This is a genomic window from Streptococcus sp. CCH8-C6, assembly GCF_001557225.1.
In the GTDB taxonomy this organism is placed as follows: domain Bacteria; phylum Bacillota; class Bacilli; order Lactobacillales; family Streptococcaceae; genus Streptococcus; species Streptococcus sanguinis_C.
In genome coordinates this window covers 14415-40722 of record NZ_LSJN01000081.1, presented here as the reverse complement: position 1 = coordinate 40722, position 26308 = coordinate 14415, and the positions used below count along the sequence as shown (strand labels likewise).

At 43.6% G+C, this 26308-nt stretch carries 27 protein-coding genes; 1 reads left to right on the top strand and 26 read right to left on the bottom strand.

Translation table 11 applies throughout. The annotated features are described in order from the left end of the window. Nucleotides 1-72: 72 nt before the first annotated feature. The 26 genes from AX677_RS08320 to AX677_RS08195 all read right to left on the bottom strand — a co-directional run bounded on the left by AX677_RS08320 (nucleotide 73) and on the right by AX677_RS08195 (nucleotide 25414). On the bottom strand, nucleotides 73-558 hold the full coding sequence (locus AX677_RS08320) for a hypothetical protein (protein ID WP_060976794.1): 486 nt from the start codon (nucleotides 556-558) through the stop codon (nucleotides 73-75). 305 nt (nucleotides 559-863) lie between these two features. Beyond that, nucleotides 864-3404: a M1 family metallopeptidase gene (locus tag AX677_RS08315; RefSeq protein ID WP_060976793.1), complete on the bottom strand. Its 2541-nt coding sequence runs from the start codon at nucleotides 3402-3404 to the stop codon at nucleotides 864-866. Nucleotides 3405-3622: 218 nt separating this feature from the next. Next, on the bottom strand, nucleotides 3623-4216 hold the full coding sequence (locus AX677_RS08310) for a hypothetical protein (RefSeq protein ID WP_060976792.1): 594 nt from the start codon (nucleotides 4214-4216) through the stop codon (nucleotides 3623-3625). Nucleotides 4217-4370: 154 nt separating this feature from the next. Continuing rightward, nucleotides 4371-5024, bottom strand: coding sequence for a phosphate signaling complex protein PhoU (gene phoU / locus AX677_RS08305; RefSeq protein ID WP_002895767.1), 654 nt, complete (start codon nucleotides 5022-5024; stop codon nucleotides 4371-4373). 14 nt (nucleotides 5025-5038) lie between these two features. Continuing rightward, on the bottom strand, nucleotides 5039-5797 hold the full coding sequence (gene pstB, locus AX677_RS08300) for a phosphate ABC transporter ATP-binding protein PstB (protein WP_009660526.1): 759 nt from the start codon (nucleotides 5795-5797) through the stop codon (nucleotides 5039-5041). A gap of 75 nt (nucleotides 5798-5872) precedes the next feature. After that, nucleotides 5873-6676, bottom strand: coding sequence for a phosphate ABC transporter ATP-binding protein PstB (gene pstB, locus AX677_RS08295; RefSeq protein ID WP_002895769.1), 804 nt, complete (start codon nucleotides 6674-6676; stop codon nucleotides 5873-5875). A 10-nt stretch (nucleotides 6677-6686) separates the two neighbouring features. Continuing rightward, the gene (pstA, locus tag AX677_RS08290; RefSeq protein ID WP_002895770.1) at nucleotides 6687-7571 is read right to left on the bottom strand and encodes a phosphate ABC transporter permease PstA; all 885 of its coding nucleotides are present in this window, start codon (nucleotides 7569-7571) and stop codon (nucleotides 6687-6689) included. Then, nucleotides 7561-8478 carry a phosphate ABC transporter permease subunit PstC gene (gene pstC / locus AX677_RS08285; RefSeq protein WP_060976791.1) on the bottom strand — a complete coding sequence of 306 codons (918 nt, stop codon included), beginning with the start codon at nucleotides 8476-8478 and terminating at the stop codon, nucleotides 7561-7563. The genes pstA and pstC overlap by 11 nt, the downstream gene beginning before the upstream one ends. After that, nucleotides 8475-9356, bottom strand: a complete 882-nt coding sequence (locus AX677_RS08280) for a phosphate ABC transporter substrate-binding protein PstS family protein (RefSeq protein WP_060976790.1) — start codon at nucleotides 9354-9356, stop codon at nucleotides 8475-8477. The genes pstC and AX677_RS08280 overlap by 4 nt, the downstream gene beginning before the upstream one ends. A gap of 129 nt (nucleotides 9357-9485) precedes the next feature. After that, nucleotides 9486-10790: an RsmF rRNA methyltransferase first C-terminal domain-containing protein gene (locus AX677_RS08275; protein ID WP_060976789.1), complete on the bottom strand. Its 1305-nt coding sequence runs from the start codon at nucleotides 10788-10790 to the stop codon at nucleotides 9486-9488. After that, entirely contained in the window at nucleotides 10791-11561 is a 771-nt protein-coding gene (locus AX677_RS08270) for an inositol monophosphatase family protein (RefSeq protein WP_060976788.1), read from the bottom strand. Next, nucleotides 11551-11829: a UPF0223 family protein gene (locus tag AX677_RS08265; protein ID WP_002915437.1), complete on the bottom strand. Its 279-nt coding sequence runs from the start codon at nucleotides 11827-11829 to the stop codon at nucleotides 11551-11553. The genes AX677_RS08270 and AX677_RS08265 overlap by 11 nt, the downstream gene beginning before the upstream one ends. 2 nt (nucleotides 11830-11831) lie before the next feature. After that, nucleotides 11832-12233, bottom strand: a complete 402-nt coding sequence (locus AX677_RS08260; RefSeq protein WP_002906786.1) for a Spx/MgsR family RNA polymerase-binding regulatory protein — start codon at nucleotides 12231-12233, stop codon at nucleotides 11832-11834. A 111-nt stretch (nucleotides 12234-12344) separates the two neighbouring features. Then, nucleotides 12345-13274 (bottom strand): bifunctional riboflavin kinase/FAD synthetase, encoded by a 930-nt coding sequence (locus tag AX677_RS08255; protein WP_331709074.1) that lies wholly within the window; start codon nucleotides 13272-13274, stop codon nucleotides 12345-12347. A 248-nt stretch (nucleotides 13275-13522) separates the two neighbouring features. After that, nucleotides 13523-14401 carry a tRNA pseudouridine(55) synthase TruB gene (truB, locus tag AX677_RS08250; RefSeq protein ID WP_060976786.1) on the bottom strand — a complete coding sequence of 293 codons (879 nt, stop codon included), beginning with the start codon at nucleotides 14399-14401 and terminating at the stop codon, nucleotides 13523-13525. 3 nt (nucleotides 14402-14404) lie between these two features. Further along, nucleotides 14405-15208: an alpha/beta fold hydrolase gene (locus AX677_RS08245; protein ID WP_060976785.1), complete on the bottom strand. Its 804-nt coding sequence runs from the start codon at nucleotides 15206-15208 to the stop codon at nucleotides 14405-14407. A gap of 30 nt (nucleotides 15209-15238) precedes the next feature. Continuing rightward, entirely contained in the window at nucleotides 15239-15682 is a 444-nt protein-coding gene (locus AX677_RS08240; RefSeq protein WP_004187301.1) for a GNAT family N-acetyltransferase, read from the bottom strand. A gap of 9 nt (nucleotides 15683-15691) precedes the next feature. Further along, nucleotides 15692-16963 carry a DUF2130 domain-containing protein gene (locus AX677_RS08235; protein WP_060976784.1) on the bottom strand — a complete coding sequence of 424 codons (1272 nt, stop codon included), beginning with the start codon at nucleotides 16961-16963 and terminating at the stop codon, nucleotides 15692-15694. 198 nt (nucleotides 16964-17161) lie between these two features. Continuing rightward, a complete protein-coding gene (locus tag AX677_RS08230; RefSeq protein WP_060976783.1) occupies nucleotides 17162-18136 on the bottom strand; it encodes a hypothetical protein in 975 nt (324 codons plus the stop codon). 97 nt (nucleotides 18137-18233) lie between these two features. Further along, on the bottom strand, nucleotides 18234-19979 hold the full coding sequence (locus tag AX677_RS08225; RefSeq protein WP_060976782.1) for an ABC transporter ATP-binding protein: 1746 nt from the start codon (nucleotides 19977-19979) through the stop codon (nucleotides 18234-18236). After that, nucleotides 19972-21738: an ABC transporter ATP-binding protein gene (locus tag AX677_RS08220; protein ID WP_060976781.1), complete on the bottom strand. Its 1767-nt coding sequence runs from the start codon at nucleotides 21736-21738 to the stop codon at nucleotides 19972-19974. The genes AX677_RS08225 and AX677_RS08220 overlap by 8 nt, the downstream gene beginning before the upstream one ends. An 18-nt stretch (nucleotides 21739-21756) precedes the next feature. Beyond that, nucleotides 21757-22368: a TetR/AcrR family transcriptional regulator gene (locus AX677_RS08215; protein WP_002906803.1), complete on the bottom strand. Its 612-nt coding sequence runs from the start codon at nucleotides 22366-22368 to the stop codon at nucleotides 21757-21759. A gap of 174 nt (nucleotides 22369-22542) precedes the next feature. Next, complete coding sequence (locus AX677_RS08210) at nucleotides 22543-22959, bottom strand: GNAT family N-acetyltransferase (RefSeq protein WP_060976780.1); 417 nt, start codon at nucleotides 22957-22959, stop codon at nucleotides 22543-22545. 51 nt (nucleotides 22960-23010) lie between these two features. After that, entirely contained in the window at nucleotides 23011-23676 is a 666-nt protein-coding gene (locus AX677_RS08205; RefSeq protein ID WP_060976779.1) for an ABC transporter ATP-binding protein, read from the bottom strand. After that, nucleotides 23677-24738, bottom strand: coding sequence for an ABC transporter permease (locus tag AX677_RS08200; protein ID WP_060976778.1), 1062 nt, complete (start codon nucleotides 24736-24738; stop codon nucleotides 23677-23679). A 67-nt stretch (nucleotides 24739-24805) separates the two neighbouring features. Further along, the gene (locus tag AX677_RS08195; RefSeq protein WP_060976777.1) at nucleotides 24806-25414 is read right to left on the bottom strand and encodes a TetR/AcrR family transcriptional regulator; all 609 of its coding nucleotides are present in this window, start codon (nucleotides 25412-25414) and stop codon (nucleotides 24806-24808) included. 109 nt (nucleotides 25415-25523) lie between these two features. Here AX677_RS08195 and AX677_RS08190 point away from each other — a divergent pair, with 109 nt between their 5' ends. After that, complete coding sequence (locus AX677_RS08190; protein WP_004187317.1) at nucleotides 25524-26249, top strand: hypothetical protein; 726 nt, start codon at nucleotides 25524-25526, stop codon at nucleotides 26247-26249. Nucleotides 26250-26308: the final 59 nt, after the last annotated feature.

The window sequence follows — 26308 nt, the reverse complement described above, 5'->3', positions numbered from 1 at the left end:
ATGTCTTTTGGTTTTTGTTTTATTTGCTATTCTTATTATATCATGGCTTGGGTCAAAATCAGTAAGTTTTTTCTACGACTGCGACGTTTTATTTTCTTTTGTAGACTTATTATTCTTGTCCGATTGTTCATTTGTGTTCGTTGAAGACTTTTTCTTATTTTTCTTCCCGTTGTCATTTTGCTGAGCAGAAGAATTCTTGCTCTTGTCATTGTCAGACTGTTGGCCGTCTTGAGGTGGCATTCCTTGGTCTTGACCGTTCTGTCCTGTACCACCATCCTGTGGCGGCATTCCATTGCCTGGTCCACCATTTTGACTATTCTGACCTGGTTGTGGTGGCATTCCATTTCCTGCATTCTGACTATTCTGCCCCTGTGCCGGTGCCGGTGCTCCAGGCATAGTAGCTGTCTGTTGAATAGCTGATTGCTGATTGTTTGTAGTGTGAATAGCTGTCGCAAGACCATAGCCACTTAGAAGTCCGACTGCTAGAGCACCACCCGTCGCAACCGCCAGCCACCATTTAGTACTTTTTTCTACAACAATCATTTTTTCCATATCCATTTAATACGTTCCTTCTTTCTTTTGTAAATTTTCTATCTGTTTCTATCAAACAAGAAGCTAATGCAGTTTACAAGTCATCCCATACACATCCTTTCACTTGAATAGCATTATCATATAGATTTTTACTTAAACAGGACTGAATTTTTTCTTAAAAAAGCCTAAAAATGCGAGAAAATGAATATAAGGTTGTTTATTGTCAATCATATAAAGCAATAAATTGAACTTTCTTTTTCGAAATTTTATAACACAAAAAAGCCTGAGATAGGATAATATCTCAGACTTTCTAGTCATTTTAATTAAATCTATCAGATAGCAGCTCGAATTGCTTTTTCTACTGCTTCTTTCTCACGCTTCACCAGTTCAACACGCGCAGCGATTTCCTTGATTCCCATGCTGATGTTTCGGCTAATCGCCATATCGTCCAACTGCGGTTCAAAGAAGGCTTTGTACTCTGCCAATCTCTTCTCTGTCTTGAAGACCACTGCCGGGCTAATGACAAAGCTATCAAAGCTCATGTCACCACCTAGCGCTGCCTTAATCCAGTCCCAATTCTCACGCGCCCAAGTCCACACTGCTTCTTGAGTAAAATCACGGCTGAGGAAACGGGCATACCAAGCTGACAAATCCTGCGGTTTCACAGTAAATTTATCCTTCCAAGTCGCTAACAGTTCATCCAAGGTTTCCTTGTTCTTCGTATAAGAAAGGGCTGTAGAAAGAGCATTTTTGAAGCTTCCGTCATTTGAAGCGACATATAGGTCCAGATAAAGCTTAGTCAGCTCCTTGCTTTCATGATGCTTGATTTGGTTGACCAGCACCTGCAGGCGAATAGCCGCAGGGAGTTTTTCCAAATTATCACGATAGCGGTCAAAAATCTGGCTAGCTTGAGCTTTAGCTGTCTCGTTGTCGGCCTTAATCATATTGCCCACAATCAGCTGACGAACCATCTCATCCTCATCGCTTTCACCTTCCTGCTTTTCAAAACCAAGGCGGTCAAAATTACTTTGACTGAGAACTTTCAACAGGGCTTTGTAATCTTCTTCTGTCTGACTGCCTTCATCCACAAAGCGGTTCAAGCCTTCCAGCACTTGGGAAACAGCTGAAACTACCACATAAGAAGTTTCGTTCGCCAGCTTGCTGATAACTGGCAGCAGGTCCGCATAGGAAATCTTACCTGACTCTGCTAGAAGTCGGCGCTCCTGCACGATTTGCAGTTTACTGATATTGTCCAAAGAGCTAAGATTATTCAGAAGAGCATCCAGCAACTCACCCTGATAATCTGTAATATAGTGGGCAGTGTTTTCTGTATTGAGACGCAGGGCGCCTTCATTTTGCGCTGCCAAGTCTGCATAATTAGGAATTTCCAGTCTTTCTGTCGTCAGTGTATCAGGGAGTCCTTGCCAGTTACTATTGAGCGGTACTGGCCAGAGGCGGCCTTTTTCTTCGTGCTCCCCAATGAAGAACTGCTTCTGCGTCAAAATCAAGCAGTCGTTTTCGACCTTAGCAGTGACAACTGGATAACCCGGCTGCTCCAGCCAAGCATCCATAAAGGCAGCTACATCACGGCCAGAAGCTTGAGAAAGAGCGTCCCAAAGATCACGACCGATAGTATTGCCATACTGATGCTTCTCAAAGTAGGCACCTAGCCCCTTACGGAAAGCATCATCTCCCAGCCAACGGCGCAGCATGTGCATGAGACGACTACCCTTGGCATAGACAATCGCTCCATCAAAAAGAGTATTGATTTCATCTGGGTGCTTGACCTCTACATGGACCGACTGAACGCCATCTGTCGCGTCACGCTTGAGGGCATAAGGAGCTCCGCTGGTCTGGAAATCTTCAAAAATCTTCCAGCTAGGCTCAATCGCATCAACTGAGACATACTCCATCATATTGGCAAAGCTTTCATTGAGCCAGAGGTCGTCCCACCACTTCATGGTCACTAGATTTCCGAACCATTGGTGAGCTAGTTCGTGTGCAACAACCAAGGCAACTGTCTGGCGGCTTAAGGCTGTTGAATTTTCATCCACCAGCAGATAGATTTCCCTATAGGTTACCAAGCCCCAGTTTTCCATGGCTCCAGCAGAAAAGTCAGGCAGGGCCACATGGAGTGACTGAGGAATAGGATACTTGACTCCATAGTATTCTTCGTAAAATTCAATACAGCGAACCGCAATGTCCAAAGCAAACTCTAGATTGCTGGCTGGGTGGGCCTTTGTCGCATAAACTCCTACCAAGGTTCCATTCTTGGTTTTAGCAGTAATTCCTTGCATATCACCAGCAGCAAAAGCCAAGAGATAGGAAGACATACGTGGAGTCGTTTCAAACTTCCAAACGCCAGTCGCTTTGCGATTTTCAACATCAATTTCCGGCATATTAGACAGAGCCAACTCACCCTCTGCTTGGTCAAATTTCAAGGCCAAATCAAAAGTTGCCTTAGCCTCTGGCTCATCCACACTCGGAAAGGCTTCACGGGCAAAGTGACTCTCAAACTGCGTAGAAATGATCTCTTTTTTCACACCATCTACCGTGTAGTAAGATGGGTAAATCCCCGTCATATTGTCCGTAATTTTACCAGTATAAGTTATGGTCACCACTACAGGCCCAGCCGCTTCTAGCTCAATATAAAGAGCTTCATTGTCCTTATCAAGAGTGAAAGGACGAGCTTGGCCAGCCACCTCTACAACTTCAACTGTCAAATCTTTTTGATGTAGGGAAATCTTACTCGTCTTAGCTTCCCCAGTAATGGTCACCTTGCCTGAAAAAGTCTTGTCGGCACGATTCAGATCCAAAAAGAGATCATAGTGCTCAGGAACAAAAGTTTCAATAAAATGTTTAACTGCTTGCATCAGCTTCTCCTCATCTAGCGAACAACGTTGCAAAATTACACTGCTACCCTTGTCCACTTATAATCTGTTATTATTGTATCATATTTAGAAAATTTCGTTGCAGAATAAATGCAAACAAAAAGACAGGTAGTACCTGACCGTTTGGCTTTATAATAATAGAAGAAAGGTTCCCATTCAAATGACTAGGAAAACTATCACATTCCCCAGTTAGTGCCACATCATCCTTCCTCTTTACTTAGCTTAACATTGTAAATGATTTCAGCTTCTGGGCTTCCTTTTTCATCCTTGACAACATCTTTTAACTGACCATCTTGAACCAATAAAGAAATATTTTCATCTGTACTTCTAGCCTTCGTAAGCTTTGCTTCATCTGGCAAATGTTTTGCATTTGAAACATCCACTAGTCTGTCTTCTGAATCCATTAACTCAATAACTTCGTCACCACTCTCGTCAAAATCAAGAATGATATCTGAACTTAAACCATAACTTAATGGAATGAATTTTTTTACAGATAGTCCCAAAGTCGCTTTATTCCCATATTTATCATAAATCGTCGGACGTACATAGGCATTTGAGAAAGTTGACCCTTCCTCAGTAATGTAGATTGGGGAAAACTCAATCTTTTCAACCCCTGAGTAATGCTCTTTTATATAAGTTCCTAGTTGCTCTTCCAGAAGTCGAAAGCCTCTCTGATAGAGCTTGGTTGTTTTGGGGCTTAGGTTAGGTTTGGTTAGTTTTTTATAGACAAAGATGCTACCAGATGCCAAGACAAGAATAAGAGCAAGTGTCATAAAAAGTTTTTTCTTCATCATTTTCTCCTAAATTCTTCACTATGAAAATGCATTACATCCTTTATATTCTTATAGTGTAACATAGTCGGTCTCAAGTTCCAATGAAAAACAGGATACTTCAGCATAGTCATGAATATACAAAAAAGACACGAAATAAATCGTACCTTTTTTATCATCACAACTCAATAATTTTACCTGTTTCAAAGTAGACAACCCATTCACAGATATTCTTGGCATAATCGCCGATTCGTTCCAAGTAAGAGATAACTTGGAAATAGTCGCGGCCAGTCACAATCAGTTCTGGATTTTGTTTGATTTCCTCTGTAGCAAGATCGCGAATATCATCAAAGTATTGGTTGATTTTCTCATCCATAGCTGCTACAGCATAGGCTTGGTCTACATTTCCATTGAGGTAGACGTTCAGGGTTTCTTCGACGAAATTCTTAACATCGCGCCCCATCTTGCTGATGGCATCTTCTACGGACTCAATGCGAACTTCTCCCTTCATCCGAACAGTAGCTTTGGCGATAGATACGGCGTGGTCACCCATGCGTTCCAAATCACTGCTGGCTTTCAACACGGTAATAACGGTCCGCAAATCCTGAGACACAGGCTGCTGCAGGGCTATGATTTCTAGAGATTTCTTCTCCAGTTTCACCTCGTATTCATTGACTTCAGCATCGTCTTCAATGACCTGACGAGCCAGTTCACGGTCATGCGTGACAAAGGCACGAACCGTTCGGTTAATCTGCGATAGTACTTCGTTTCCCATCGCGTAGAATTGATTATGAAGTTTTTCTAAATCTTCTTCAAATTGTACTCTAAGCATAAGATTCCTTTCTGTTATCCGAATTTACCAGTAATGTAGTCTTCGGTCTCTTTGTGGGCTGGATTGAGGAACATCTTCTTGGTTTCATTAAATTCAATCAAGTCTCCACCAAGGAAGAAGCCTGTTTTTTCAGAAATCCGAGATGCCTGCTGCATGGAGCGAGTGACCAAAAGCATGGTATATTTGTCTTTCAGACTGTAGAGAGTTTCCTCGATTTTCCCAGCTGAGATTGGATCCAAGGCTGATGTCGGCTCGTCCAAGAGAATGATCTTAGGACTAGTAGCTAGCACGCGAGCCACACAAACCCGTTGCTGCTGACCACCGGAAAGACCGATAGCGGAATCATGCAGACGGTCCTTGACCTCATCCCAGATAGAAGCGCCAATAAGGGAACGTTCTACTGCTTCGTCCAAGACGGCCTTGTCCTTAACACCATTAATCCGAAGTCCATAGACCACATTTTCATAGATAGTCATAGGGAAGGGATTAGGCTGCTGGAAAACCATTCCGATTTCTTTGCGAAGCTCTACCGTATCTGTCCTCGGACCATAGATATTGTGACTGTTATAAATGACCGTTCCTGTAGTCGTTACTTCTGGATTCAGGTCGCCCATTCGGTTGATGGCCTTAAGCAAGGTTGACTTACCTGAGCCTGACGGTCCAATCAAAGCCGTAATCTCATTTGGCATGAAATCAAGTGAAACGCTATTAAGGGCTTTCTTTTTATTATAATAAACCGACAAGTCCTTGACTTGCAAAATAGGTTCTGTCATACGTTTTTCCTTCATTTTATTTTACATTCAACCAAAGACTAAGCTTGTTGAATCGTGATGAATACAGACAGCTGCTTAACCAAAGTGACCTGAAACATAGTCATTGGTGGACTGAAGCTTAGCGTTTTGGAAAATATTAGCCGTCTTATCATACTCAATCAAGTCGCCCAGATAGAAGAATCCAGTGTAGTCACTAGCACGGGCAGCCTGCTGCATATTGTGGGTCACAATGATAATGGTATAGTTATTCTTAAGTTCGAACATGGTTTCTTCCAGCTGCATGGTCGCAATCGGATCCAAGGCTGACGCTGGCTCATCCATGAGCAGAATGTTTGGCTTGACCGAGATAGCACGGGCAATGCAGAGCCGCTGCTGCTGACCGCCGGAGAGAGTCAGGGCTGATTTGTGCAAATCATCTTTGACCTGGTCCCAAAGGGCCGCTTGCTTAAGCGAGGTCTCCACAATTTCATCTAGAACCTTTCTATCTCTGACACCAGCCCGTTCATGAGCAAAGGTGATATTTCGATAGATGGACTTGGCAAAAGGATTTGGCCGCTGGAAAACCATGCCGATATGCTTGCGCATTTCATAAACATTGATTTCAGGGCGGTTGACATCAATCCCCTCGTAGAGAATCTCTCCAGTCACATTGGCAATATCAATAGTATCGTTCATGCGGTTGAGGCTTCGGAGATAGGTTGACTTACCTGAGCCAGACGGGCCGATCAAAGCAGTGATTTTGTTTTTTTCAAACTGCATATCAATGCCCTTGATGGATTCCTTTTTACCATAGTAAACATGCAAATCCTTGGTCGACAGGGCTACCTTTTCTTCAGGAAAAGTAATGATATGTTTTTCATTCCAATTATATTCTGTCATTTCTTCTCCTTTAAGCAGAGGTTAATTTCTTATGTAGATAGCTGCCCAGTTTGCGGGCTCCCAGATTGAAAATCAAAATGAAGATCAGGAGAACTGCTGCTGAACCTGCAGAAACAGCCGTTCCATCAGGAATTGTTCCCTCACTGTTGACCTTCCAGATATGGACGGCCAAGGTTTCAGCCTGACGGAAGATTGAGATAGGACTGGTGACACTGAAAATATTCCAGTTGGACCAGTCAAGAGCCGGCGCTGACTGACCTGCTGTATAAATCAAGGCTGCTGCCTCACCAAAGATACGACCGGAAGCTAGTACAATCCCTGTCACAATACTAGGCAAAGCTTCTGGGATGACCACATGCAGGACCGTTTCCCATCGGGAAATTCCCAAGGCCAAACCAGCTTCACGCTGGGTATGATGGACATGGCGCAGACTGTCTTCGACATTGCGAGTCATCTGTGGCAGATTAAAGACCGTCAGGGCCAAGGCACCAGAAATGATTGAGAAGCCATACTCAAACTGGACAACAAAGATCAAATAACCAAAGAGTCCAACTACTACCGAAGGCAGTGAAGACAGAATTTCAATACAGGTGCGGACAAAGTTGGTTACTGGGCCTTTCTTAGCATACTCTGACAGATAAACCCCAGCCCCCATAGAAAGAGGAACAGAGATAATCAGAGTAATCACCAGCAGGAAGAAGGAATTGTATAGCTGAATCCCAATACCACCGCCAGCTTGGTAAGAAGAGGATTTCCCTGTCAAGAAAGACCAGGAAACATGCGGCAAACCTCTAACTAAGATATAGAGGATGAGAGAGGCAAGGATGGCAACAATGATACTCGCTATTGTGTAGAGAACACCAGTCGCCAATTTATCTAATTTCTTAGCGTGCATAGTTTTTCTTACCTCTTTCTTTTGTAATTAGTTTAATCACACTATTAAAGGCTAAACTCATCATCAAGAGCACCAGAGCCAGAGACCAGAGAACGTTATTGTCCACTGTTCCCATAACGGTATTTCCGATTCCCATGGTCAAGACAGAAGTCAGTGTAGCTGCTGGTGTTGTCAAAGAGGTTGGAATCACCGCAGAGTTACCAACGACCATCTGGATAGCTAGGGCTTCACCGAAGGCACGCGCCATTCCAAAGACCACAGCTGTAAAAATACCTGAGCGAGCAGCCTTGAGTGTTACCCGCCAAATGGTCTGCCAGCGTGTAGCGCCCATAGCCAGACTAGCTTCACGGTAGTGACGTGGCACAGCACGCAGACTGTCCGTCGTCATAAAGGTTACAGTCGGTAAAATCATGACAAAGAGCACAAAAATACCAGACAAAATTCCAAAACCCGTACCGCCAAAGACTGTACGGACAAAAGGTACTACGATTTGCAGACCGATAAATCCATAAACAACAGATGGAATACCAACTAAAAGTTCAATAGCCGGTTGCAGTATCTTTGCTCCTTTTGGAGAAACTTCTGTCATAAAGACAGCTGCACCAATCGCAAAGGGAGTTGCTATCAGGGCTGACAAAATGGTAACGATAAAGGAGCCTAAAATCATTGGCAGGGCACCGAATTCCTTACCAGAAGGATTCCAGACACCACCAAAAAGAAAATCAAAAACATTAACGCCGTTGACAAAGAAAGTAGATAGACCTTTCTGAGCAACGAAGATTAGAATCATAGCCACAATCACCACAATCAGTGACAGACAGGCAAAAGTCAGATAGCGACCAAACTTCTCCAAGCGAGAATTTTTAGAAGGCGATAACAACTTTTTGGTTAATTCCTGATTTTTCATTTTGAATCTCCTTCTATTGCTGTGACATTCCCATCAGCGTCCTTGCTAACTTTCATATCGTTGATTGAGATATAGCCCATTCTTGTAACAACCCCTTTTTGAACATCATCTGACAGCATGTATTCAAGAAACTCAGCAGCCAGACCAGTCGGCTTGCCTAGTGTATACATATGCTCATAAGACCAGAGCGACCAATTATTGGTAGCAACATTTTCTGCTGTTGGCTCGTAGTTATTAAGTTTCAAGGTTTTTACAGACTCGTCAACATAGGAAAAAGCCAGGTAAGAAATCGCGCCGGGAGTTTGAGAAACGATATTTTTGACCATACCGTTGGAATCTTGCTCCTGAGTCTGCACAGCTGATTTCCCATCCATGATGACACTGTCAAAGGTTGCGCGGGAACCAGAACTAGCCGCACGATTGATAATCGAAATCTCCAAGTCCTTACCGCCCAGCTCTTTCCAGTTGGTGATTTCACCAGTGAAAATTTTCTGCAGCTGTTCGGACGTTAGATTATCCACGTCAACTTCTTTATTGACAATCACAGCAATCCCAGCCACGGCGACCTTATGGTCCACCAAGTCAGACGCTTTGATTCCTTCCTTCTCTTCAGCGAAAACATCCGAGTTCCCGATTTCAACAGCTCCTGACTGCACTTGAGACAGACCTGTACCAGATCCACCACCCTGAACATTGACTGTTTTACCGATGTTGTTAGAGCCAAAGTCATCAGCTGCCGCTTCAACTAAAGGCTGCAAAGCAGTTGACCCTACTGCTGTCATAGATTCACCACGGTCAATCCATGATGAACAAGCTGATAAGGTGAGTCCTAAGCCCAGAGCCGTCAGCGCTAAAGCAAATTTTTTCAATTTGTTCAAAAGATTTCTCCTTTAATAAAATCAAGAGGATGGGAAGTATCTTTAGTATTTCTTACTTAGCAGAAAGAAGCTTTTTCAATACATTCACATCTTCAACTATATCATATAATACCAGCTTTTCCTAATATTTTATCTAAATCTCAGGCCTTTTGGGAAATAATTTTTCAGGGTTTTTCCAGTGACTTTTGCAAAGCCCAGGCCGTTCCCGCCAAGGACTATTTGGTACCAGCCGTTTGGCTTCGTTTCTGCCAGTTCAATCGTCTCGCCTGCAGCATATTTCTTGAAGTCCTGATTATTGATTTCAACTCGATTCAGAACTTCGCTGGGCTTCATAGCCAAGCCTAGGGCAAAGCTAGGCTCAAAGCGATTCTTCTTAAACGTTCCTAGATGCAAACCATTACGAGCAATCTTTAGCTTGGACAGGTCTGGCAATCCAGCTGGCAACAAATAAAGATTGTCCCCAAAGGTCTGCAGGTCTCCAGTCAAGACTGTTTTTAAATGCTTGCTCTCAAAGTCCTGCCATAGCTTTCTTTGCTCGCTCGTCAAACGATTCTTACTTGATTTAATCTTCTTACTGCTATTCTCACCAGTAAAACGAAAGTGAGCTGCAAACTGACCTTCACCTTTGAAGCGATGCGGATACATCCGAACTGTCTCAGGAAAGCCAATTCCTTCAGTCATCCCGTTTATCTTAGGAATATCAATCAGTTCAAGTGGAAATTCTTCCAGTAACCAAGTAACGACGTCTTCATTTTCTTCAGGTGCCCACGTACAGGTCGAATAAACTAGCCGACCGTCCTTAGCAAGCATGCTCATGGCAGCTGTTAAAATCTCTCGCTGGAGCTGGGCGCACTGGGCTGGGTAATCCGGTGTCCAATACTGGGTAGCATCCTGCTGCTTACGAAACATGCCCTCGCCCGAACAAGGGGCATCCAGCACAATCAAATCAAAATATCCTTCGAAAACCTGAGCCAAACGGTCAGCAGATTCATTGGTAACCATCACATTTCTGGCACCAAAGCGCTCAATGTTCTCCACTAAGATTTTAGAGCGTTTACTATTGATTTCATTGGAAACCAATAAGCCAGTATTATCTAAAAAAGATAAAAGATGGGTGGACTTGCCACCTGGAGCCGCCGCCAAATCTAGGACCTTCATACCCTTAGATGGTGCTGCTATCTGAGCCACCATCTGAGCTGCTGGCTCCTGCGAATAAACCAGACCAGTCACATGCTCAGCAGACTTGCCAGACACCTTGCCATAAAAGCCCCAGTCTGTCTGAGGAATGGCATCTGAGAAATTCTGCTGGCCTTCTTTTAGAGGATTGCTGCGAAAAGCCGAGATTGGTTCCTCATCAAAGGTCGCAAAAAATTCTGCCGCTTCTGTGCCTAAAATCTGCTCATATTTTTCTTTAAAACCTTTAGGAAAGTCCATCTACTGCTTCCCCTTTTCTAAATAAGGCTTCAGAGCTGATAGTTTGCACTTAGGCACCATCATGACAGGCTGCCGAGTCTGGAAATTTAGCTGACTGCCATCCAAGGTCTGGACGATAAAGCCTAGCTTTTCCGCCATAATCGAAGCCGCCGCATAATCCCAAGGCCAGTTGTAGGAGAAATAAGCCAAGAGGCCACCAGACAGTACCTTGCTAAAGCTAATCCCAGCACTGCCATAAACCCGAACCCCTAAACACTCCCGAGCCAAGTCTGCCAAGCCCCAATCATTAGCTTGCAGCATACCGGCATTAGAAGCCATGAGAAAATCTTGAAAAGGCCGGTCCTTAAAAGAAGGAAGTTTCCGGTCGTTACAATAGACGTCAAAGTCACCGCCGCCATGATAGAGCTGGTCTCTGGTCACGTCATAGATCAAGCCAAATCGACCAATTCCCTTTTCAAAATAGGCAATCATAACGGCAAAATCAGCCTTCTGAGTGATAAAGTTGGTGGTTCCGTCAATCGGATCAATCACCCAGACATTGCCATCAGCAATATTATGTCGGAGTCCATTTTCCTCCGCTAAAATAGCATCCTGGGGATAGCGGGCTAGAATCTTAGCCACCAAGTCATCCTGAACCTTCCGGTCCATCTGGGTGACTAAGTCAGTGGCACTGGTCTTTTGACTCACATCCAAATCATCATAGAGATGTTCTCTCAAAAAAGCACCAGCTTGGTAGATGATTTCTTTAGTAAAATGAAATTTATTTTCCAAGAGAAATGCTTCCTTTACCTTTACTTTTTGCCTCTTGAACAGCACGATAAAGCGAATAACCGCTGACGTTTTCAAAGTCACGGCCGATTCGCTTCTCTTGGCCCTTGCTCGGAACAACTTGCTTGAAAGCCGCATAGGACTTCAAGAGTTTTTCTGCTTGGACTTTCTGTTCATAAGCTGCTTCTACATCATTAAAAAAAGAGAGCACCGAAGCAAGCTCTTCAGTGCTCCACGATAAATCTAGTGGGTAACTATAATTTTTGTTCATCTTTACTGAATATCTGCCCGCATAGTTGCGGATCTTAACTCTTCCTTACGATAACTACGAGGCAGGAAAGCACGAATTTCATCCTCGTTAAAGCCGATTTGCATCCTTTTGCCGTCTAAAATAATTGGGCGTCGCAAAAGACTGGGATTTTCCTCAATCAACTGAATCAAGGTTGAAATGGACAAATCCTCCACATCCAAATCTAATTTCTGAAAAATTTTTGAGCGAGTTGAAATAATGTCGTCTGTACCGTTCTCTGTCAGAGAAAGAATGTGTTGCAATTCGGGAGCTGACAGAGGGCTCGTCATGATATTATGTTCCTGAAAGGGCACTTCATGATTTAGCAGCCAAGCACGCGCCTTACGGCAAGAAGTACAACTCGGCGATAAAAATAATGTAATCATGCATTTCTCTTCTAATTCTGTATAATAACTACCTCTATTATACTAAATTTTATTTGGCTTGACTATATTTTTTTGAAAATTACTGCCGAATGTCATGAAAATATAAATTTTTCAACTATTTCGATAACCAGTCCAACTTCTAGCAATCCGTTCATCGCTCTGCAGCTGAGCAATCAAGCTGTCAATACCATCAAACTTAACCATCTCGCGAATCTTATGCAGCCAGAAAATCCGAATAGTATCGCCATAGATATCCTGAGAAAAATCAAAGATATTAACCTCAAAACGGAGTTCATCACCGTCAAAAGTTACATTTTTCCCAACACTAGCCATACCACGATAGCGCTGACCATTGTGCTCAACATCCGCGACATAGACGCCATCTCCTGGGAGATGGACTCGATCTAAGGGAGCTAGATTGGCTGTTGGATAGCCAATCGTCCGTCCTCTGGCATTGCCATGAACCACGATACCGCGAGTGGACAAAGGATAGCCCAGCAATTCTTGAGTTTTCAGCATATCTCCAGCTGCAATCGTCTCCCGAATCCGAGTGGAAGAAATTTTCCGATTATCCAGATTAACCGACGGAACGATAACAATCTTGCCATTAAAAAAATCTCTCAGCTCATGTGACTCTTTGCGGTCTGAGCCAAAATGATAGTCAAAGCCAGCTACCACAGCCTTGGCGCGCAAACGAGACACGTACTTCTCAAAAAAGTCTCGGGCTGTATTGCCCGCAAAATGGCTAGTAAAATCAATCAGGTAAAGATAGTCAACACCTAGACTTTCCAGTTGCGCCATCCGTTCTTCAGGACTAGCTAGATGCAGCATGAGTTCAGGCTGATAGCGGACAAAGGCCAGTTTAGGAGACTCTGGGAAGGTCATCACGGCAATCTTGAGACCTTGCTCCGCAGCAATCTCTCTCGCCTTCTCAAAGAGTGCCTGATGCCCCTTATGCAGCCCATCAAAATAGCCTAGAACAAGGACCGTATCTTCTGTCTGATCAATCCCTTTTTCATCTATAATTCTCTTGGTTATCATCATTCCTCTATTTTACTACGCATTTGCTATTTTTACAATATCCGTTCTGCTCGAAAACGCAAAATATTCAAAAAGATTTTTACTGCCTTAGTCAGGGCGTTTGTCAAAAACTGAAAAAAGCAAAACAAAAGGACAGCAGTTGTGCAGTTGCTGTCCTTTTGTGAGGTTTAATGAAATTATTATAACATGCAAGCGCACATTTCATATTACAAAAGAGTAACAATCTTTTGACAATTCTACTGCGGATATTAAAGGAAGACCTTGCGGGGCTTGTAGGCAGCTTCCCGCTTTTCCAAAATGGCTACTAACTTCTCTTTATAAAAGCCAGCTAGCTCAGCTTCTTCTGACATCAAGCTTATAAAACGGCCGTTCCTCACGTCCTCAACTTGCTCGTCAGAAAGCTCAACCTTCACTAAATCTCCGATTCCTAATTCGAGTGGTTGGAGGAAGGAGAAATCATCTACTTCTACTCGCTCTGCTATTTCATCCAAGGTCAAGGCATCATCTAAGCTCATACCTGCTGAGGAAGTCCGTGTCAGCTGGGACATGTGACTGGCAAAGCCAAGCTTGGATCCCAAATCAACAGACAGGGTTCGAACATAGGTCCCCTTGCTGCATTTCACTCGAAAACGAAAACGAGCTTGCTCATCTTCATAGGAAATCGGACTGGTGCGCTCAAAACTATAGATGGTCACCTGCCGCTCTGGCCGCTCCACTTCTTGACCCGCTCTTGCATACTCATAAAGCTTGCGGCCATTGACCTTGACTGCTGAATACATGGGTGGAATCTGGCGAATCTCACCAGTCATAGACTCCATCGCTTCATCAATGAGAGCTTCTTCTAAAAGCTCTGTCACCGGCGTCCGCTCTAAGATGTCTCCGCTGGCATCCTCTGTCGTCGTTGAGCAGCCTAGAGTAATCTCCCCCTCGTAGACCTTGCCTTCCTCCTGCATAAACTCGACCAAGCGCGTCGCTTTGCCCACAGCAATCGGAAGCACCCCTACTACATCTGGATCCAAGGTTCCCCCATGACCGATTTTCTTGGTTTTTAAAATCTTGCGCAGCTTAAAAACCGCATCGTGCGAGGTCATCCCCGCTTCTTTTCTTAGGTTGATAATTCCGTTCATTGATTAACTTTCTAAAAATACTAAAACTCTTTTTTGGAAATCCTTATGCTTTTCATAGAGTGCGTGGCCACAGTCTGGCAAAATAGTGAGCTGGCTATCTTTGATATGGTGATGAAATTCGAGCGAAGCTTCTACACCTAGAACGTCATCTTCTTCTGCTCCGATGACTAGTGTAGGACAGTTGATCTTTTCCAGGACTGCCATACTATCATGTCTTAAGCAAGATATGGCCTGAATAGCAATCCGATGTTTATCTTTAATGCGACCTAAGATTCCCATTATTCGATAAAGGTATTTAAACTTTCCAAAGGATTTAGGTGTATAAGAGTGACTTGCAATATCCAACATCAGTTCCTTATAGGATCCCGTCTGACTCAACTCAAGCCAGCAAGTAATCCTCTCCCTACCAAGATTATTCAGTTTCGCAGTAGTAACTGTCAAAATCAATTTTTCAACTCTTTCTGGGAAATCTGATGCCAACCATTGGGCAATCATACCGCCTTGGGAAATTCCTAGGACAGCTACCGTTTTCAGACCTAAAACCTCCATAGCTTCAGCAATATCAGTCGCCATATCTCGTGTTGTATAATTTTCTGGCAACTCATTGATTCTGCTAAAAACATAGACCTGGTAAGCTGTTGCGAAGCTCCTATAAGATAGGGCAAGCATTTGCGCCATTCCCTTCACAGTCGCCAAACCATCCCCTAGACCTGGAATGACGAGCAGCGGCTTCTTCCCTTTTCCAAAGGTCACATAATCCATGCTCTTATCGTTAAAATATAAGGTTTTCCCTTTTGTTGAAGACATTACTTCGTTTCCATTACTATTTTATCATGTTTATTCATGTTGACTTTTTAAATGCAGTGCAAAGCCGGCAGTCACTTTTTCAAATCCAACCGCCTGATAAAACTGATGTGCAGCATTTCGTTCAGAAGTTAATCCACTATTTAGAGTCAGTGCCTTAACTCCTTCTTTTACCGCTTGTTTTTTCAATTCATCGATTAGCCTACTAGCAATTCCTTGTCGTCTTGCTTCTTTTGCAACTGACAAAGCTAAAATACGATAGTAAGATCCATCTGCTTCAAAAAAGAATAGCTTTGCATAACCTAAGAAACCTAAAATTTCTCCGTTTCTTTCAGCTAAAAGACAGCCATAATGCGGCTGAGAAAGAATCGTTTCTAAACGTCGAGCCAGCTTAGAAGCGGTCGTTGGATAGCCCAAGTCTTCGTATAAAGACAGTAAGACTTCAGCATCTTTCATGGTTGCTTTTCGTATCTGCATAGGATCCTCCTAGTCACCCTTCAAAGCTTCAAACTTTGCTTTCATGGTAGGATTTTTGCGCGTCAATTTTTTGACAGAGACATCGTCCAGTTTGTTGTTTGCCAAGCGCAGCTGATTTTCAGAGGTCGTCAGGAATTTCTTGATTTCCTCCATCCGGCGGATAGCCTTGTCAATCTCCTCGATAGCTTTGCCAAAGTTGGTCGAAGCAGACTGATAGTTCTTAGCGAAAGCTACTTTAAAAGCATCCAAATCTTCCTCAAAATGCGTAATATCAATGTTCTGCTCCCGCACCAAGGCCAGCTCCTGCTTGTACTGGAGCGAGTTAAGCGCAGCATTACGCAGGAGGGTAATCATGGGCAAAAAGAACTGTGGCCGGATAACATACATCTTCTCATAGGCATAGGACACATCGACAATACCCGAATTGTAGAGCTCGCTATCAGCCTCAAGAAGTGTCACCAAAATGGCATACTCACAGCCTTTCTCCCGCCGGTCCTTATCCAGCTCTTTGAAAAAATGCTCGTTTTTCTTCTTGGTCGCTGTCTCATCGCCTTCATTTTTCATCTCAAACATTATGGAGAGGATTTCTACACCATTTTCATCCACCTCACGGTAAATGTAGTCACCCTTGCTGCCTGTTCTGGCATCATTGTCCTTGCCAAACTCCGCTCGTGGAAACATGGCCATACGGTTCTTGTTAAACTCGTACTCACAGTGCTGTTCCAAACTCTCGCCAATCATCTTAGTGGACTGCTTGGCTTTAAAATCCTTGTAGAACTCTATGGTCTCATCCTTCTGACGCAGCTCTACCTCATAGCGCTCTTTGAGAGAGGTCTGAGCCAGCGCTGCTTCCTTTTCTTGCAAGACTAGCTGATTCTTAACCTCGTCTCGCTCTTTTTCCAGCGCTGACAAGGTTTTTTGAAGTTGATTTTCATGCTCCAAGCGCAAAGTTGTCAGCTGACTTTCCAATTGATGAACTTCCTTATCCTTCTCCTGCAATTGAAGACTAGCTGCCTGCTCCGCCTCTTTCTTTGCCAATTCCTGCTGGGTCTCAAACTGAGAAATCTGACTTTGAAGATTGCTAATTTCCTGCTCTTTCTGCGATAGCAAAGCTTGTTGGGCATTCTGGGATTTTTGCTCTGCTAAAGCCAGTTCCTGCTCAATCCGAGCATGAATCTCCTTGTCAAACTCTGCAGTCCGAACCTGCGACAAAAGCTCACTGTACTGGCTCTCATTGACCGTAAAAATCTCCCCGCAGTTGGGACATTTGATTTCGTTCATAGGGTACCTCTTCATATAAAGTTAAAATCTTAATTACTTTTCTTTTTCAAGCTGATAGATTATATCGTTATCATTTATTATTTGTTATTCTTTTTTCAACATTCTCCCAAATTCACTAATCTACTTCTCACGACTATCAATTATTATACCATTCCTGCCAATAAATGAAAAATAGCAAGCCAATGGCTTGCTTGATTTTCACGGAATTAAAATGCTATGTCCATGATCCTCTGGGAGGTAATAAGATATATCCCCTGCACTGCTTCCTAGTCTACTCTTACTAAAAATGGAATAGAGTTTTGAATCATATTCAGAATCAATGACAAAACGCCCATTGTCAAAACTTATAGATGCGGACGCTGAAGAATCTTGAAAAATAGATTGTTCACTCTGAGAACGAACCACTCCTTTTATGGTTGCAACTTCTTCAGGATATTTTTCAAAGGATATATCGAAACTAAGTTCTCTTGAAGAAGATGGAAAATAGGCTTGATGTTCACTCAGACGAATACTTTGAATCTTTCCCAATGATTGTTCGAGTTCTGGAAGTTCCCTATACAGTTCTGATTGAATCGCTGATTTGAAATTTTCCTGATGTACTTGCAGCCATTCATTAAAGAAACGAGTCGCCCTTTCTTTTTGAACTCGGTAGACGATATTCTCTCCTGAATCAGCAAGAGCATTCGAAAAATTATACAAGGCTTCCTTTGCCTCATCCTGCTCTCGCTTCCAATCCCAAGAAGAATCTTCCGATATTTCAATCTCGCCCATATACCAGGTACTCATATCCTGACTTTTGTCTTTATAAGGGTTAGGATGGATAAAAGTAAAGGGTGCAATGCCAGCATCTGGAAAAGACAATTCAGTTCTTAATGATTGTTCTTTATTATCATTGACGTAGGCTGAAAAATAGATATGATAATTCCCACTCACGTCACCGCCATTGTCATACTCTCCGCTAGCAGAACCTGGCAAAAGTGTCACAGATTTTATGTGTTTCTTTTCGAAATCCAAGTTTTCAATTATCTCTTTTTTAATAGAATCTTGATGCTCAAGAATAAACTTACCATCGTTACTATATTGAGGCTTAGTCAAAAATGGTAGATTTATAATAAGAATCGGAAGGGCAATAACAATGAAAAGAATAAAAATCCACTTTTTCGATTTAAACATGGGTCCCCCTCTTATTTTAATTAACAAAGATAGTTTTATTATACCATCCTTTTCTCAGATGAAAAACAGCAAGCCAATAGCTTGCTGTATTAGTTTATCACTCCCCTATCTCAATCCGCCAGCTGGCGGCTGTTTTTCTTTCTTGGATAAATTTACTGTAGATACCTTGTTTGGCCAGTAAGTCTTGGTGTTTGCCTTGCTCGACAATGCGGCCTTGTTCCAGCACCAAAATCTGGTCTGCATGCTCAACCGTCTTGAGTCGGTGGGCAATCATGATAATGGTCTTATCGCAAGTCAAAGCCTGAATAGCCTGCATGAGGGCTTCTTCGTTTTCTGGGTCAACATTGGCTGTCGCTTCATCAAGAATGATAATAGGTGCATCCTTGATAATAGCCCGAGCGATGGAAATGCGCTGGCGCTCACCTCCAGAAAGACTAGCACCTCCTTCACCAATCTTGGTGTCATAGCCATCAGTCAGTGAGAGGATAAAGTCATGACAGGCAGCTTTCTTGGCAGCTTCTATCACTTCTTCCTGACTGGCCTCCGGCTTGCCAAAACGAATGTTATTGGCAATGGTATCCTCAAAGAGATAGACGCTTTGAAAGACAAAGCTGAAATTACGAATCAGGCTGTCATAGCTGTATTCCCTAACATCATGTCCGTCTAAACTAATACTTCCCTGATCCACATCCCAGAAGCGGGCGATGAGGTTGCAGAGCGTTGTTTTGCCTGATCCAGAAGGTCCGACCAGAGCAGTTGTTGTTTTTTCGGGAATGGTGAGGGAAACCCGGTCAATAATTTTCTTATTTTCATAAGAGAAGCTAACATCTCTCAGCTCAATCCGGCTGCTCTTAGGCTCAATATCCTGACCGCTGATGTCCATCGGCTGGATAGCCAAAACTTGATTGACCATATCAACCGACAGATCAACAATGCGCAGGAGAGAAGAGAAAGAGCCAACGCCGTCTAGATTTTCATAAATCATAAAGCCACTGACAATCATCATAATGGTTACCAGCAGCTCCATACTGCCATTGAGATAAAAGTAGATAGAGAAAAGCCCCATAAAGAGACCCGTCAGCTTGGTCACCATGCCCTGGAGGGCAATGTAAGGTGAGGTCACGAGTGTCATTTTAGTATCTAGCTGACTCTTGCCTTCAATAGCCTTGGACAGCTTCTTGGCAGAACGGTTGACCAGATTGTAGTTCTTAACTTCAGCAATACCTTGGCTGTACTCTAAAACAACGGCTACTAGGTCGATATCCGCCTGATACTTGTCATCAGAAACCTTGCCAACTTGCCAACGCATGAGGGTATTTGGCAAGAGAAAGAGGACGAGACCCACCAAGAGAACCAGTCCAACCCGCCAGTCATAGAGAAAGACCAAAACGGTGATGAGACCGGTCGTCAGAAAGCCCTGCACAGTCATCATAACCACTCGCGTAGCTACATCAGACAGCCCTTCCAGCGTATTAGTCGTAACACTGGTAATCTTGCCCAAGCTATTTTGATTAAAGTAACCCATGGGCAGATAGCGCATGTGCTCGGCAATTTCAATCCGCTTCTGAGCACAGGTATGATAGCCCGCTTCCGTCTGGAGCATAGTGATTTTCAGGGTAATCCAGACGTTTAGCACAGTGGATACCAACATGATACCCAGAGCCAGCCAGAAAGTCTGCATAGAGAGATTCTTCTCTATCAGTCCCATAACGACTAGGCCGATTGCTGGAATACGCAGAGCGATGATAAAGGACTTGATGATGCCCAGATAAATGGATTGATAAAATTTCCTACGGTCCTCTGCCGTACAGAAATCAAAGAATTTCTTCAGTATATTAAGCATGAGTCAGCCCTCCTTCCATTTCACCACTATCTCTGGTAGCAATATGGGCCTGCCACATAGAAGCATAAAGCGGACTGGTTGCCAGCAATTCTTCATGCCGACCTCTAGCTTCAATCCGACCATCATTGACCAAGACTATCTGGTCTGCACTTATAATAGTAGACAGCCTGTGGGCAATGACAATCAAGGTCCGTCCCTCAATCAGACGAGCTAGACTGGACTGGATCCGTGCTTCATTTTCCAGATCTGTATAAGCAGTCGCTTCATCCAAGATAAGAATCGGCGCATCCTTGAGCATGGCACGGGCGATAGCAATCCGCTGACGCTCCCCACCAGATAGATGACTGCCGCCAGAGCCTACCTGAGTTTCAAAACCATCTTCCAAGTTCATGATAAAGTCATAACAGCCACAGCGACGGGCAATTTCGATGACCTCTTCATCAGAAGCCGCTGGATTTCCCATCCGAATATTTTCCATAATAGTCTCATCAAAGAGATAGTTATCCTGGGTCACATAAGCAATCTGCCGACTGTAATAGTCTAGCGAAAGCTGGCGAATATCCAAACCACCATAGGTAATCTGACCAGAAGTGACATCCCAGAAAGAAGCCAGAAGCTTGGCAATTGTAGACTTACCCGAGCCTGATGGCCCAACTAAAGCATTGATGCTGCCAGCCTTAATATCTAGCGAAATACCATGGAGTACTTCCTCTTCATCTGTATAGCCAAAGCTGACATCCGTCATGACCAGTTCCCTTCCTTTTGGAAGTTCTCTCAGCTCCTGAGGCCTTTCCAAATCAGGCTTTTCCAAAATATCAATGACTTGGCCAAAAATAGTGCCGATTTTCCGTAAATCGTCCATATAGCTAGCCACTAAAATCAGAGGAGTCAGAAGACTGAGCGAAAGAATAATCATCAGAATAAAATTGCTGGCAGTCAAACTGCCTTGCAGATAGAAATAACAGCCAGCCGGTAGTAGAAAGAGCAAGCCTGATGGCAGAAAAGCAGTCACAATCCCCATCTCCAGATTGAACTTGCGCATCCACTCAATAAAGCAGTCTGCTCCTTCTCTAGCAGCTGTCACAAACTTATCATAAGAAAATTTTTCCTTGCCAAAGACCTTGATAACCTCAATCCCATTGATGTATTCCACCGCTGTATCATTGAGCTTTTTGGTCTTGACCAGAGTATTTTGATAGTCCGCTTCGCTATTGGCAGCCATCCGAACATAGGCCAGCACCACAATAGGAATAGTCAGGAGAGACAGCAAGGTCAGCCGCCAATCAATGATCAGCATGGCAATGAGGACAATAATCGGACCAAAAATTCCAGCAGTAAACTCTGGAATCAGGTGAGCCAAGGTCGTTTCGGTCGCATCCACCCGCTCAACGATAATGTTCTTATAACTTCCTGATGACTGACTGAGTACTGTACCTAGAGGCAGCCTCGCTAGCTTGTCTGTCAGGCGATGCCGCATTTCCGCTAGAATCTTAAAAGTAGCCGTATGCGACAGCATGGTGGAAATACCGTGAAATCCCCAGTAGCCAATCCAGGCCAGACCTGCCCACGCTGACTGCTGCAGGTAAAAATCCCAGTTTTTATTGCCAGCCAAGAGCTGATTAATCATTCCACCAATAAAGAAATAAGGCAGAAATCCTGAAATCACAGAGGCAAAGGCAAAGATCAGACTGAGCACAAAATATATCTTATGAAGGGAAACAAAGTCCCAGATCCAAGCAAGGACAGATTTTTTCTTCATAGAATTTCCTTCTTTCTATCAAAAACCTAGCAAACCTCCCCAGTCAAACAAGTCCATGATGGAATGGCAAAATTCCAGCGCCTGCTCTTGGGGCCAGTCTTGAGCCAAGGGCTCAAATACAGCAGTGTAATAAGCTGTCATGCACGATCGCAGAAACTCATGTTTGACCAAATGATTGATCTTACCCTCTTTGTATGCCAGCTCCAAATAGCGATAAGTCTCGTCTGCAGCCAAATGAGGCAGACGCATCCTGAAGTCCGCTTGCGAAGATCCCTGAGATTTAAAGAGCAAGAGCTGCATAATATCCTTATGTTCATAGAGAATCCGCATCAGGGACTGGAGATCCTCCAAGCGATGGGCCCACATATCAGACAGGTGTCCCTCTTCTAGGAAAGCATAGTCACGTCGCTTCTGCTCTTGTCCATACTGGTCTAAGGCTGTCAAAGTAGGCTCAAGCAGGGCAACAAAGAGACTGTCCTTACTCTCATAGCGCTTATAAAGAGCCCCAGTCGTCAAGCCTGCAGCGCGACAAATTCTCCGCAGTGAAGCATTCTGATAGCCATAAGCTAAGAACTCACTCCTCGCGCTTTCCAAGATTTTTTCGTTTAACTCATCTGTTTCTTTTTTCATGGTTTCAATTCGATAACACCGTTATCGCCTTTCTTATTTTATTATAAATTCTGACAATTTAACTGTCAAGGAAAAACAAAAAAAGACCGATAAATATTTTCATCAGTCTAGTTCTATTCCTTTTCCTCTTGTAAACATGACAAAAGGAGCTTGTGAACAAGCTCCTCTAGAATTTTACTTTTTATTAGGGGCATAAATCATGCCAGTACAGTCGAAATCTTCCTGTCGGCGAAAGCCGAGCTCTCGATAAAAAGCTAGATTTTTATCTGACTGCTCCGTTGCCAGCTGGATTTGGTAAACATCCTTAAAACTTTCCAACGTCTGCTGAAGAAGGCTTCGGCCAATCCCCTGACGCTGGTAGTGTGGATACACCAGCAAATCCTGAATGAAGATAATGGTAAGTCCATCCCCGACAACTCGGATCAAACCAACCAACTCCTCATCGTCATAAGCTGCCATCACAAACAAGGACTGATGGAAGGCCTGCTCTAACTGCTGAGGTCGATTAGTGTAATTGCTCCAACCAACTGAAGCATAGAGGTCTAGTACTGCCGCAAAATCTAGCTGAGGATTTATTTTATAATGAATCATAGTCCTCTCCTTGTTTTTTCTCTGTTTGTTTGCCTAAACCATTCTAAAGCTTTATCGAACTTGAGTCAGCACTCCATCTTGCATCTCATAGACCTTATCAACCTCGTCCAGCAGGCGGGTATCATGGGTAATCATGACCACGCTCTTATGGAATTTCTGGGTCACCTCTTTGAGCAAATGGACCACGCGCTTAGCCCGCTCTGTATCCAGACTAGCTGTCGGCTCATCAGCCAAGATAATATCAGGACTGTTGTAAAGTGCTCGGGCTATAGCAGCTCTCTGCCGTTCCCCGCCAGACAATTCTTTCGGATACTGCTTGAGAGTTCCTTTAAGATCTAGCAACTCAATCAGACTGTCTAGATCCATTCTTTCCTTTTTAGATAAGCGGTCAATCAGCTGGAACTGGTCTTCGATTTTCAAAAAAGGAATGAGATTGGAAGCCTGCAAAATAAAGCCGAAATCATTGAAACGCAGGGCTGCCCGTTCCTTTTCCTTGAGCTGGGAAGTATCTTTCCCATGCAGGAGAATCTGTCCTTTTGAGGGTGTTTGTAAATGCCCCAGCAAGGTCAGAAGGGTTGTTTTACCCGATCCTGACGGCCCAATAATAGCTACAAACTGCCCCGCTTCCAGTTGGAAATCAGTTGGTTTCAGGGCTTGAACCAGCGTATGTCCCTGGCCATATTCTTTTGTAACCCCTTTTAGTTCTATGATTGACATTTACTCACCTCCAATCGCTGTGATAGGGTCAATTTTCAGAACCCGGTGAATGGACAAGAGCCCGCCAGCCAGTGACATGAAAACAATCAGGACAATCAATCCAGCATAAGCTCTCCAGTCACTGTAAAAAGGCATAGAAGCCGGCAAGACTAGCTGAGTTCCCAAGAGAGCCAAGACAGCTAAGCTGATTCCCAGAGTGGATAGGATGAAAATCTGCCAGAAAATAGAAGCAATAATCTTCCCACTGGCAATTCCTTGAGCGCGCATAATACCGTAAAGATGCGTCTTTTGGATGGTAATGATGTACATAAAAATTCCCAATACCAAAAATGTAATCAGAACCATGGCTCCAATCATAAAGGAAAAAGTCAGTACCTGAGGCTGATAACCAGGGATATTTTCTATAAAATCACTCATAGAGAGCTGACTAAGTCCTGCTTCTTCAATCTTCTGACCATCCTTGACCACAAGTGCACTGATATTCTTAACCTGACTTGAGCCGTACTTTAATTCCCTGAAATCATCTAAATCCATAAAAATTACAGGTTGAGTAAAGAAGCTATTATCCTCTGTGAAACCAACAACCTGATAGAGGCGCTCACTGCCATTGAGCTGGAGCTGGTCGCCTAGTTTCACACCTTTTTGCTGCAAACGCTTATCCGCAATAACTTCATAAGCATTCTCAGCAGGACGTCCCTCAATAATGTCAGGCGCTAGAAAACTATCCCAAGAGAGACCAAAAATCTGAGCATTGAGTTTATCAGTCCCATCTTCATAATTGGCCACTGCTGACGTTTGTCCCAAAGCAGCGATTGAGTCCCCTTGAAGCAGGCGACTGTATTCCTCTTCCTTGAGAGTCGAAGCTATTAGATTCTTATTGGCGTACTCCGACAATACGATTGACTCAGCCTGCCATTGGTCCAAAGCCAAGCGATTGAGCCTAGCCAAACCAACGGAAAGACTGGATAAAAAGAAAACCATATAGGTAATGAGAAAGACCACAGCAACCACCAAACGATAGCGTCCGCGGCTGTAGACAATCTCTTTAAAAGCTAAAAACAAAGCTGTCCTCCTTTGAGATATTCGAGACTATTATACCATAAAGAAACAAACTGGAAAAACTATCCTGTCAATCCCCCTCCATATGCTCTCTGACAAAACCTGCTAAACCAACAGCGGTCACCCTAGCATGAAAATCACTCATTTGCTGAACCTGATAGCGAGGATGAGCCAGCCAGTAAGTCAGAGTTCCCATAAAGGACGCGATCTGATGATTCAGCAGCAAATCTGCTTCTATATCCTCTAAATGTGGATCAGCCAAGGAAATACTCTGCCAGAAAATCTCCCTCAAAGCTTCCTGCAACCGACGCGAACTAGTTGGACTGCCATTCGGCCCTAAAAGAATGGCCAAGTCTTCCAAGTGAGTCTCAAAAAAATGAAAAAGATTTTGTTTCTCATGGATATAGTCTTCCACTTTAAAATCCTTTTCTAACTTGAACAAGCAGGCAGATTCCAGAGCCTCTTGATAATAGGACTGCAAATCATCTAGCAAGCGGTCTTCTATCTTCTCCAGCAGATCATATTTATCCAAATAATGCCGATAAAAAGTACTGCGATTTACCTCTGCCAAATCAATCAGCTGACGAATACTGATAGTCTCAAAAGTCTGCTCCTTCATCAGCTGTAGCAAGCTATCCTCTATCTGCTTTTCTGTCTTTCTTCTTTTTTTCTCATACATGCCATTCACCTCAAAATGCAACAGTCTCTCTAAAATTGATGCTTGTATGCCATCCAGCTCCCACTATATAATAAATATAAGCAGAAGACAAGAACAGGAGGATTAAAAGATGAAGATTATTATCAGTCAAAAGGAAGTCAGTCAAGAAAGAATTGAGCAATGGCGGAAGAAGAGAATCCATAAAGCAGCTAAGATACTTAATCTAAAGCTACCCAATACTGACAACACGGAGATTTTAGACCAAGCCCTACTGGAAGCAAAAATGAAGCTGACATACGAGGAGCTAATCCATAAAATTGGAACCAAACTCAAATGGAGCCAATATTTAATGAAATGGGCGGCCAAATGGTCCAAGAAACCACGAAAAAGAGCTGTTGTAACGATTTTTGCAAGTGGACTGACTGCCGCTTCTTTCAGTATAATTCTAGAAAAGTTGATGTTAGAAAAGACAAATGTTCGTAAACGAGTCAATCTTGGTGCCTGTCCAGACCATTATGCCTTGCAGCCGCACGGCAGCAAACTGGAAGTCATTGAAACTGCAGGAAACAGCCCGCTGCCGACACAGTTTTTTCTTAACCTTGGTGGTGAAGCTGAGATAGAGGAGCCTCGAGATGCGTCTTATCCCTTCCAAACTGTCGGTGCCGCCAGTCTAGCGAATGGTTGCAATATCGGTGGTATTCGCCATCAGTTTCGCGACACAGAAAAAGGCTTAGAAGCCCGATTCTGCGCTGAATTCCCCAGCCTTTGTCCAGACAGCCTTATCAAAGAACACCAGCTCCATCTTGCCGCCGAATGGTCAAAGTGGATAGCTTGGTGCAGAGAGCAAAAAGAATGAATTTCCTTCCACAAAAAACAGCCTACTGCCATCTTAAAGAGACCTCAGCAAGACTGTTT

Bases quoted from the DNA above. Each gene is read 5' to 3' on its own strand.
- AX677_RS08320 (WP_060976794.1), bottom strand. From the start codon at position 558: ATGGATATGGAAAAAATGATTGTTGTAGAAAAAAGTACTAAATGGTGG.
- AX677_RS08315 (WP_060976793.1), bottom strand. From the start codon at position 3,404: ATGCAAGCAGTTAAACATTTTATTGAAACTTTTGTTCCTGAGCACTAT.
- AX677_RS08310 (WP_060976792.1), bottom strand. From the start codon at position 4,216: ATGATGAAGAAAAAACTTTTTATGACACTTGCTCTTATTCTTGTCTTG.
- phoU (WP_002895767.1), bottom strand. From the start codon at position 5,024: ATGCTTAGAGTACAATTTGAAGAAGATTTAGAAAAACTTCATAATCAA.
- pstB (WP_009660526.1), bottom strand. From the start codon at position 5,797: ATGACAGAACCTATTTTGCAAGTCAAGGACTTGTCGGTTTATTATAAT.
- pstB (WP_002895769.1), bottom strand. From the start codon at position 6,676: ATGACAGAATATAATTGGAATGAAAAACATATCATTACTTTTCCTGAA.
- pstA (WP_002895770.1), bottom strand. From the start codon at position 7,571: ATGCACGCTAAGAAATTAGATAAATTGGCGACTGGTGTTCTCTACACA.
- pstC (WP_060976791.1), bottom strand. From the start codon at position 8,478: ATGAAAAATCAGGAATTAACCAAAAAGTTGTTATCGCCTTCTAAAAAT.
- AX677_RS08275 (WP_060976789.1), bottom strand. From the start codon at position 10,790: ATGGACTTTCCTAAAGGTTTTAAAGAAAAATATGAGCAGATTTTAGGC.
- AX677_RS08265 (WP_002915437.1), bottom strand. From the start codon at position 11,829: ATGAACAAAAATTATAGTTACCCACTAGATTTATCGTGGAGCACTGAA.
- AX677_RS08260 (WP_002906786.1), bottom strand. From the start codon at position 12,233: ATGATTACATTATTTTTATCGCCGAGTTGTACTTCTTGCCGTAAGGCG.
- AX677_RS08255 (WP_331709074.1), bottom strand. From the start codon at position 13,274: ATGATAACCAAGAGAATTATAGATGAAAAAGGGATTGATCAGACAGAA.
- truB (WP_060976786.1), bottom strand. From the start codon at position 14,401: ATGAACGGAATTATCAACCTAAGAAAAGAAGCGGGGATGACCTCGCAC.
- AX677_RS08245 (WP_060976785.1), bottom strand. From the start codon at position 15,208: ATGTCTTCAACAAAAGGGAAAACCTTATATTTTAACGATAAGAGCATG.
- AX677_RS08240 (WP_004187301.1), bottom strand. From the start codon at position 15,682: ATGCAGATACGAAAAGCAACCATGAAAGATGCTGAAGTCTTACTGTCT.
- AX677_RS08235 (WP_060976784.1), bottom strand. From the start codon at position 16,963: ATGAACGAAATCAAATGTCCCAACTGCGGGGAGATTTTTACGGTCAAT.
- AX677_RS08230 (WP_060976783.1), bottom strand. From the start codon at position 18,136: ATGTTTAAATCGAAAAAGTGGATTTTTATTCTTTTCATTGTTATTGCC.
- AX677_RS08225 (WP_060976782.1), bottom strand. From the start codon at position 19,979: ATGCTTAATATACTGAAGAAATTCTTTGATTTCTGTACGGCAGAGGAC.
- AX677_RS08220 (WP_060976781.1), bottom strand. From the start codon at position 21,738: ATGAAGAAAAAATCTGTCCTTGCTTGGATCTGGGACTTTGTTTCCCTT.
- AX677_RS08215 (WP_002906803.1), bottom strand. From the start codon at position 22,368: ATGAAAAAAGAAACAGATGAGTTAAACGAAAAAATCTTGGAAAGCGCG.
- AX677_RS08210 (WP_060976780.1), bottom strand. From the start codon at position 22,959: ATGATTCATTATAAAATAAATCCTCAGCTAGATTTTGCGGCAGTACTA.
- AX677_RS08205 (WP_060976779.1), bottom strand. From the start codon at position 23,676: ATGTCAATCATAGAACTAAAAGGGGTTACAAAAGAATATGGCCAGGGA.
- AX677_RS08195 (WP_060976777.1), bottom strand. From the start codon at position 25,414: ATGTATGAGAAAAAAAGAAGAAAGACAGAAAAGCAGATAGAGGATAGC.
- AX677_RS08190 (WP_004187317.1), top strand. From the start codon at position 25,524: ATGAAGATTATTATCAGTCAAAAGGAAGTCAGTCAAGAAAGAATTGAG.